Here is an 8,977-nt window from a genome sequence, read left to right on the forward strand (position 1 = left end):
AGGTCACGATAACGGTAAAATGTATCACGGGAGACGCCCATGATTTTACAGGCTTTAGATACGTTGCTGAGTTCTTCAGCCAGATTAAGCAAACCAGTTTTGTGTTTGATGACGGGATTGGTAGTATGAAGCATGAAAGTTACCTCGTGTTTTGTATAAGGATTCGACACCCATATCAAAATCGGTAACTCTCAACCTTTCAAGGCCATATGTCAGATCAAGTCGCGACTAATACAAATAAGGTATCCGATTTCACGGACACCTTCATATAAATAACTTTAAATGTGATTAATGGTATTTTAGCCTACGGTTATTGAATGCTGGCATTGTTCCTTCAAGAACATCAACAATCTTTCTATTAACTTCACTGTTCTCAATAGAACCAGATGTGTAAGAAATCTTGTGTCCATTTCGTCTATCAAAACCACAATGAATGATTTGCTCAGCATCACATACAACAGCCAAGTTAGGATTGTGAGTCACCATTATTATTTGTCTTTTACGTTTGGCTTCAGTAAGCACAGGAACTAGAAGACTAACAATGGTTTCATTGTCGAGATTTTCTTCAGGTTGATCGAGAATTATTGGCATATCTCCTTTATCTACCAATAGATAGAATATTAGCAGTAAAGCACCTCTTTGTCCGGGAGAAAGTTGCTCTATTTGTGCATCTTGAAATTTCAATGTATATCTCGGCTCAAGATATTCTAATCCAAAGATGAAGTCATAAACCTCATGTGATTCACGATCCTTTCGCAGAACAGAGCTGATACCAACTTGATTTTTTGATGCGGACTCAATTTTATTCAATAGTTCCTTAAGAAACGACAGCACTGAATCTTTTTGATTAAAATTATGTGAATCAATCAGATCTTTAATTACAGAAATGCTTTCTGACTCACCTCGAAAATCACCAGATGCTTGCTTGATCATTGAGAATAGTTTAGAAGAAACCAACTCGGTTGTGGTTTTTAAATCAGCACGGAATTGCAGTTTATAGTCATCACGTATCAATGCATTGCTTTGAATAAGATCCTGAACAGGATTAAATAATTCCTCTCGTTTTTTTCTTTTAAATTCTAAGATATCAAATATTTCTCTAGAAAAGCCTTCTCTCTTCATGATTAATTCATCCCTACGGGATGGAAGATTATCTAACTGTTCCTTTCTATATCTCAATCCTATCAGGGCGTCGGGGGATTCTTTATTTCCCTCAATCTCTATTTTTTTTCTCTTCCCAGATTCTAAACTGCTCTAAAAACTCCTGATACGCTTGTTGAGGTTCATTCAGTTTAGAATTTAAAGGTCCTTTCCTTAAAATTAATGATTCCTTATTTTTGGCGATTTCATCATTGTTTATTTTTATCTCATCACTTCGTAAAGTAATAGCGCTCTCAATATCGGTAATTGCTTTATGATTAATGTCAATTTTAATGAAGTCACTAAAATCCAGGGCTAATAAAGAGGCGTCATCGGAGAAATCTTTTTCAAATTGCTGTAATGTTCGCCTAACAACATCTAGACCTTCCTTGATATTATTGCAAGCTTTTATTTTGGCTGATATATTTGTGAGCTCTTGTTGGTTATCATCATTGTTTTTTTTCAATATTTCCAAACTATCTGAAATTACAGAAAGCTCTTCCGCTGCTTTTTGTTGATCAGGAGATAATACACCAGTAGGCTTTTGTATCTCAGTGGGTTTTATTTTTAAGTGCTCATCAAGTAATCTTTGTTTTTGATTAACTTGCTCATCAATCGATTTACGCACCTCGTCAGCCATCTGATTTTCTACAGATTCTATTTCCCAATTTACTTTATGCAATTCCCCTCTAACGTTTTCTATATTCCCTCTCAGAGAACGCTCTTGTTGTTCAATAAGCTGATTGAAATCATGAGCTCCTAGTCGGATTGAGTCATTTGCATGTGAGAAGATGACAGTTCTTAATTCATTTTCAAAAGCATCGGATTGTCCCGTGACATGGGCATTGCATAATTCTTCAAAATGACCTTGTGGGATGTATTTTACTAGCTCAACGCTCTCTACTACTGGATTCTCGTTAAGATTATTTATGAGTAATTCACCATCAGACCAAGTTAGTTTTGCATTATAATGTTTAGCAGGCTCACCTGTTTTTCCTCTAAAGCGGTTGGCCTTTAAGAAAGAAAAATGGTGGCTCAACTTAGAATTACCCAATAATGCTGTTATATCTGCAAGAGCACTTTTACCACTTCCTTTATTACCAATTATTGCGACAAGATCGTGATTTAAATAAATAGAGGTGTCATTGAGCCAGTTGCCAGAGAATGAAGATTCTTCAATTTTATTAACGTGAATGCTGTCTATGAAAAGACTTTTGTTTTCATTTACAACTTTACATTTAGGAGGAATAGTGCCTATAAATGAACGTTTCGAAGGTTCTTTAATTGCTTGCTTTAATCCTGCATATGTAGGATCAGCTTTAATCCAGGTTGCCTTTCCCGATGGGTAATCACCATAACCGCGTCGGTCATTATTACCCTCCTGCCCAACAAAACAATGTGCATCACTTCCTGATATAGCTAGACGAGGAATATTGTTAAGCGCATTTTGAAAATCTTGAAACCACTCTTCATTATTTACGGTTTTTTTTCCAGAAAAAGCATCAGCCAAGACATTATTCCTAGTTTCGAAAATAGGAGAAGTTTTGAACAATCCTAGCACATAAGAAAAATGTTCATTCCTGTCAATTTCAGTTAATCCATCGTTAGTATCAAATGGCATGAATCCGATCGCATTCCCATTTTTAACTTTAGCGACGGCTTTTTTATAACTATCACAATTAAGTTCGGCCATTATTGAACCAGCTTTCAAAGCATAAACATTGTCTTCTTGTACTCTGTTATATTCTAAAGAGTGATGACGCAGTTTTTCTTTAGGAACAAATCGTGCATATTCAATAAGAGCGGCGTCGGATAAATTCCTAGCTTCCTGCCCAGGGAATTCCACTTTCAAATTAGATTTAAAATCTAAAAGCTCCTGATCATCAATCAAGTCGGAAAATAAAACGTGAGCATTTAGACGACCTTTCATAGGAGCCATTAAACGTAGCTCAATACCCGGAAAAACTGTTTTTTCCAACTTAGGGGCATCAGGTTGTGATAACCGATGTTTTAAAGCAAACCATCCATCGAAAGTCCAATAATCCATAATTGCAAAAACAGCAGGTTCTGCGGCATTAAGCGCATGGATCATTTTATCTATAAGTGGTGTATTTTCACTGGAACGGTAATCAGGGTTAAACCTTTCACCATTCCAATGGAAAGATGCTGGAGTATGAATATGAAGATCCCATTTTCGCCACTCAGAACCTCTTTGGTATTTTATGCCCTGCATATATCCCCATCCTTTTCAATAGGTTAACTTGAATAAATTCATAACTCGTATCCTAAGAACATCACTTCTAGACGATTTACTGAGCTAATTGAAAGATAGTTGAACTTAGCATGAAGCTCATAGTAGTCGCAGAATTTTTGCCGAAATTCTAGTATGTTAAAATTTAGTGACCTGTCCCAAGTAGACTAGTGCACTCAAATGTGAACGACGTCCGCTCCTGGCACAATGCGGATGGACATATGTGCAACATTTGCTGTGTGTGGAATAAGGGAAAAGTTGATGCTGTACAACATATCAACCCTTAATGATTGAAAGGTCACGATATCAGGCGTATCAAAAGAGACGGCAACTTTGCCATTCTTTTAGGAAACGCAAAATGGCTGACAGAAGACCACTTAATCCAGGCGTAGTTGTTCCTAAACCCGGCGGTGGTACCCAACCCCGTGATCGTAACAATGCTGGTAGAGTTCGAGGAAAGCGCTCGGATGCTGGTAAACCACGCAAATGATGAAAAGCCGCCTTCAGGCGGCTTTTTTCTAGGATGATCAGGCTAAAGCAGGGTTTACCTTTGTCCGCTATGAGCGAGGAGCGGACATTGACAGTACGCTCGCAATCACGGTCAGTCTGGAAATAAATGAATCTCCTATAATAAACTTGATAATTTATTGATCTTTGTAACGACCGATTAGCTGATTCTAATAGCTGGGATTATGCCATCTGGACCCGTACAGATAGGTTAGGCGCTGACAGCGGGTTGCGAGCAATTCCCCACAGCCTACAATCCATCCAAGGGCATTTTTTTATGACTTCGGTGACACTACGTGCATATTCTGGGCTAACCAGTAAGACCAGTTTTGCCTTGAAAAGCGCGTTTCTCTGGCGCTCAACTTTATCGTTTCAGCCAAATGCTTTTTGCACTGCCTGAATAAAACTACGGATCTTCACCGTCTGGCGTAATCCCGCGGGTGTCAGCAGATGCATTGGTCGCGAAGGTCCTTCGTAATCAGGCAATACCTGAACCAGTCGCCCCGCCCTGATTTCTTCACTAAGTACATCTTCCGGCCCCAGTGTGACGCCGTAACCGCTAACGGCGGCGTGCAACAGCGCGCGCCAGTCGTTGGATCGCAGACGGCCTTTCGGCTGGGTCTCTTGCATTTTACCATCCTTGTGAAATTGCCAGCGGCAGGGAGACTGAGGTGACCAGATGCCGTAAACCAGACACGAATGCGCGGCGAGCTCGGAAGGTGTTTCCGGTACGCTATTCTGCACGAGATAACCGGGAGATGCACAGGCAATCAGCCGGTAAGGCCGCAGCGGATAAGCTCTCATCTGACTGTCGCTAAGTTCCCCAATCCGAAGAATCACTTCATAGCCTTCCTCAACCGGATCGACCATCCGGTCGCTGAGCGTCAGTTCCACTTGCGTTTCGGGAAATTGCGCCAAATAGTGCGTAATGAACGGCGCCAGCGATGACGTGCCGAATGTTACCGGCGCATTGACGCGTAGCGTGCCGGAGGGCGTGACTTTCATTTCCAGCGCGATGGCATCCGCAGCCTCAGCCTCAGAAAGAACAATTTTACAGCGCTCATAATAGCTGCGCCCGATGTCTGTCAGGCTCTGACGCCGTGTCGTGCGGTTGATCAATGCCGTTCCCAGTCGCGATTCCAGCCGCGCAATATGCTTCGCCACCATCTGTGGAGAAATACGCAATGCTTCTGCTGCTGATGAGAAAGAACCTAGGTCGGCGGTTCTAACGAATACATTCATACTGGTTAAACGATCCATGATTCCCTCTTTTTTGTTGTTTGTCTGTGAATATATCAGGTATTTATCAATTTTTAGTTTGGAATTATTCTCAACTTATCAACAACAAAATGAAAGGTGGTAATCATGAAAATAGGCATTATTGGTGCAGGATTTGTGGGCAGAGCGATGGCTAAACTGGCTATAAAAGCCGGACATCAGGTGATGCTCAGCAATTCTCGTGGGCCGCAAACGCTGTTCAGCCTTAAGCCGATGATCGGCAGTGAAATTGGCACGGCGGCAGAAGCCGCTGCATTTGGGGATATTGTCATGATTGCTGTGCCGCTGACGGCTATCGGGCAACTGCCGGTTGTGGAGATTGCGGGTAAACCGGTGATCGACGCGGTGAATTATTATCCTGAGCGCGACGGGCAGGTGGCTGAACTTGATAGCCTGAGCACAACTACCAGCGAATACCTCGCCGGTTTCCTGCCCCAGTCGAAAGTCACCAAAGCGTTTAATGCGATTCCGATGACTGATCTCGAAAGCGAAGGTTTGCCGGCTGGTAATCCACAACGTCGAGCTCTGCCGCTGTCAGGCGATGATACACAAACAAAAAAGGCAGTCATTGCATTGTATGACGCCTTTGGTTTTGATGCCGTGGATGCAGGCGCGCTTTCCGAAGGCTGGCGCTTTGAACGCGGAATGCCGACATATTGTGTGCGAATGACAGAAAGTAAATTAAGGGCGGCGCTGGAAGGGGCAGTGAGATCACAGGAGTTCTTACGGAGTAAGAACTAAATAGCTGTTCCGAATAATAGATCACTTTGAGGGAACTCAGCCCGGATTGTGCGATCTGATCAATCGCCAAACATCACAAATCACCAACCGGACTGAGCGATGCCGATCATAGCACCAATTCCACGCAGCGAACGACGCCTGATGCAGAAAACCATTCACAAAACTCCCGACAAGAATCACGCTCGCAGGCTTATCGCCATGCTGATGTTGCACCGGGGCGAACGTGTCAGCGTTGTGGCCAGAACGCTCTGCTGCGCCCGTTCTTCCGTCGGGCGCTGGATTAACTGGTTTACACTTTACTGTGTTGAAGGTCTTGAATCCCTGCCGGCAGGACGCGGGCGACGCTGGCCCTTTGAACAGATATGCGCCCTGCTGAAGCGACTTGTTGAACGCTCTCCCGGCGACTTTGGTTATCAGCGCTCACGCTGGAGTACGGAGTTACTGGTGATAAAAATTAACCAGATATCCGGTTACTCCAGCAACTGGTTGAGCAGCGCCGTCAGTTGGTTGAAGATAAACGCCGTTTTGTGAACCGGATAATCAACACGCTTAAACAGTATTATCCTCAGCCCCTGGAGTGGTTCTCACATCGGGGTAGCTTACTATTGTGTGAGCTGATTATCCGGTGGCCCAGTCTGCAACAACTGAAACGAGCGAGGCGCGACACGATCCGCAATTTTCTGAATGCCAAAGGTGGCCGCGCAATGGCTCTTACCGAGCAACGTGTTGCGAGTATTGATAACGCAATCCCATTGACGACAGACCCGAGCGTTATAGAGGCTAATGCTTTGATGGCAACAGCACTGGCGACACAAATTAAAGTCGTGAGTGAAATCATCAAAACCTATGACGAACGAATCGAAGCGCTGTTTGACACATTGCCAGATGCGGGGCTGTACAAATCACTTCCGGGCATGGGGCCGTGTATGGGCCCACGAATGCTTGCTGCACTGGGTGATAACCGTGACCGGTTTAACAGCGCTGAAGAAATTCAAAACTACGCAGGTATTGCACCGGTGACAGAACGAAGTGGCCAGAAATCCTGGGTTCACTGGCGATGGCAGTGTGCCAAGTTCGTCAGGCAGACCTTTGTTGAATGGGCTGCCAAAACGGTTAACTCATCATACTGGGCCACGCTGTATTATCAGGGACTGCGAGAAAAAGGAAAATCTCACCAGTCTGCAATCCGGGCTCTTGCCTTCAAATGGATAAGGATCATTTACCGCTGCTGGAAGACCAGAACCCAGTACGATGAAGCGAAGTATTTGTAATGGTCAACTAAAACCGGACACGGATTTAGGCACATTGTTGTAATCGGCGTTCATATTCATTCGGCGATATATTGCCCAGCCGGTAATGCCGACGCTTCAGATTATAAAAACTGTCGATATAATCGATAACGTCCGCAATGCCCTGACTTCGGGTTTCATAGCGACGGTAGTTAACTCTCTCTGCTTTCAGGCTGCGGAAGAACCTCTCCGTAACGGCATTATCCAGACAGTTACCCTTGCGGCTCATACTGCCCGTCACACCAAGTTCCTGTTGGCAGGACTGGAACTGGGCGCTGGTATACTGAGCACCTTGATCGCTATGGAATACGACTGGGCCTGTTGGCCGTCGTTTATTAACCGCCAGTCGTAATGCCCGGATAGTCAGGGCGCTATCCGGTTTGTCCGAGAAGGCCCAGCTCACTATTTTTCTTCAACATAAGACCATGACAATAGCCAGATATAACCAGCCCTGAGCGGTACGAAGATAGGTGATATCACCTGACCACCAGGTATTGAATGTCTCTGGATTAAACTGTCGATTCAACAGATTAGCCGCCACTACAGCCGGTTTACCACCACGTGGATAGCGATGACGTCCGGGACGCTTCGCAACCAGCATCAGGGTCTTCATTATCTGACGGACACGGTATCGGCCAACGTTAAAACCCTGTTCACGCAGCTCAATACACATGCGCCGACTGCCATACGTCGCATCCATTTCAGCATGAACATGCTTAGCCGCCGCATGAAGGATCAGAACATTTGCTCTGAGGGCTGGCCGCCGGCTCCGAGCGTAAAATACGCTGCGCGTGAGCGACAGGCATCGACATACTTGCTGGATGTTTGCCCCGGCCTTCTTCAGCTTCACCGCGACTTTTTGTCGTTGTTCATTTCCATGGCGAAGAAGGCTGAAGCCTTTTTTAACAGGTCATTGTCGCTTTGCAACTGACGTACCTGGGTAATCCTCCCCTTTTTAACGGAGGCCGGAGCGGGACCGAAAGATAATCTCTTTGATGTAAGTTTCTACATCAGCGGCAGAAAGGCAAAATTTGACAGAAATGATGTGACGGTAATGCAACAGAAGATCCGTTCCTTCTTCAGACGCCTCTCTAAAGAATGTGGTTTTGCCATTTCTCCGCACCGTTTCAGACACACTCTGGCTACGGAATTAATGAAAGCACCTGAAAGAAATCTCCAGCTGGTTAAAGATTTGCTGGGGCATCGCAGCGTAAGCACAACCATGGAATATGTTGAACTAAAGATGGATATAGTGGGTAAAACACTGGGAGAAGAACTGTCACTTCACACAGATATCTGTGTAGAAAGGGAATTACAAGTATTGACACAAAACTGATTGACTGGGATTATTGCCAGTGATCGAGAGAAGGGAGCCTGCGGACACAGGCTCCCTCACTTGAGGGACTGATTCAGAAACGTTAACCAGTGCAGATACGCCTACACCGGAGGACATTCCGTAATGACCGGCCCCTGTATTAACCGCCCGTTAAGGTTCTCATCTCTTAACCAGCGTGCTTTGATGCAAAATTAGTGGTGCCCGGACTCGGAATCGAACCAAGGACACGGGGATTTTCAATCCCCTGCTCTACCGACTGAGCTATCCGGGCAACGGGGCGCATTAAACCCTTTTGGAGGAAAACCGTCAATGGCTTTATTGTGGAATCTGAACCGATTGCACTCTTTTCCATCAATGCGGGCGGTAAACGACACTTTTCTGTGCACTACGGCGAAATTTTGACAGGCTACCTGCCCGAATCCCCGAATCCCCGAA

At 44.7% G+C, this 8,977-nt stretch carries 8 protein-coding genes, 1 tRNA gene and 2 pseudogenes; 4 read left to right on the forward strand and 7 right to left on the reverse strand.

The genetic code is table 11. The features are described from left to right. From ACLRGG_RS21055 to ACLRGG_RS21070, 4 genes are all read right to left on the reverse strand, one after another. The coding region (locus ACLRGG_RS21055) for a helix-turn-helix domain-containing protein (RefSeq protein ID WP_416251554.1) at nt 1-134 on the reverse strand (134 nt) is incomplete at its 3' end. Between the two features lie 154 nt (nt 135-288). Next, complete coding sequence (locus ACLRGG_RS21060; RefSeq protein ID WP_416251547.1) at nt 289-1,122, reverse strand: AAA family ATPase; 834 nt, start codon at nt 1,120-1,122, stop codon at nt 289-291. Between the two features lie 91 nt (nt 1,123-1,213). After that, nucleotides 1,214-3,373: a TrlF family AAA-like ATPase gene (locus ACLRGG_RS21065; RefSeq protein ID WP_416251548.1), complete on the reverse strand. Its 2,160-nt coding sequence runs from the start codon at nt 3,371-3,373 to the stop codon at nt 1,214-1,216. An 897-nt stretch (nt 3,374-4,270) separates the two neighbouring features. Beyond that, on the reverse strand, nt 4,271-5,158 hold the full coding sequence (locus tag ACLRGG_RS21070) for a LysR family transcriptional regulator (protein ID WP_416251549.1): 888 nt from the start codon (nt 5,156-5,158) through the stop codon (nt 4,271-4,273). Nucleotides 5,159-5,263: 105 nt separating this feature from the next. Between ACLRGG_RS21070 and ACLRGG_RS21075 the strand changes: the two genes are divergently transcribed. The 3 genes and pseudogenes from ACLRGG_RS21075 to ACLRGG_RS21085 all read left to right on the forward strand — a co-directional run. Beyond that, the gene (locus ACLRGG_RS21075; RefSeq protein WP_416251550.1) at nt 5,264-5,917 is read left to right on the forward strand and encodes an NADPH-dependent F420 reductase; all 654 of its coding nucleotides are present in this window, start codon (nt 5,264-5,266) and stop codon (nt 5,915-5,917) included. 99 nt (nt 5,918-6,016) lie between these two features. Continuing rightward, nucleotides 6,017-6,412, forward strand: a pseudogene (locus ACLRGG_RS21080) (helix-turn-helix domain-containing protein); the annotation flags it as partial. Further along, a pseudogene (locus tag ACLRGG_RS21085) lies at nt 6,382-7,188 on the forward strand (transposase); the annotation flags it as partial. The pseudogenes ACLRGG_RS21080 and ACLRGG_RS21085, both read left to right, overlap by 31 nt. A 25-nt stretch (nt 7,189-7,213) precedes the next feature. Here the strand turns inward: ACLRGG_RS21085 and ACLRGG_RS21090 are convergent. Continuing rightward, nucleotides 7,214-7,609 (reverse strand): DDE-type integrase/transposase/recombinase, encoded by a 396-nt coding sequence (locus ACLRGG_RS21090; protein ID WP_416251551.1) that lies wholly within the window; start codon nt 7,607-7,609, stop codon nt 7,214-7,216. A gap of 9 nt (nt 7,610-7,618) precedes the next feature. Next, nucleotides 7,619-8,056 (reverse strand): IS3 family transposase, encoded by a 438-nt coding sequence (locus tag ACLRGG_RS21095; RefSeq protein ID WP_416251552.1) that lies wholly within the window; start codon nt 8,054-8,056, stop codon nt 7,619-7,621. Between the two features lie 204 nt (nt 8,057-8,260). On the opposite strand from ACLRGG_RS21095, the gene ACLRGG_RS21100 reads away from it, so the two are divergent. Then, nucleotides 8,261-8,542, forward strand: a complete 282-nt coding sequence (locus ACLRGG_RS21100; protein WP_416251553.1) for a site-specific integrase — start codon at nt 8,261-8,263, stop codon at nt 8,540-8,542. Between the two features lie 195 nt (nt 8,543-8,737). On the opposite strand, the gene ACLRGG_RS21105 is transcribed toward ACLRGG_RS21100, so the two are convergent. Continuing rightward, nucleotides 8,738-8,813 (reverse strand) — tRNA-Phe (locus ACLRGG_RS21105). Nucleotides 8,814-8,977 lie beyond the last annotated feature (164 nt).

The sequence above is a fragment of the Erwinia sp. PPS120 genome (assembly GCF_047918655.1).
GTDB lineage: Bacteria > Pseudomonadota > Gammaproteobacteria > Enterobacterales > Enterobacteriaceae > Erwinia > Erwinia tasmaniensis_A.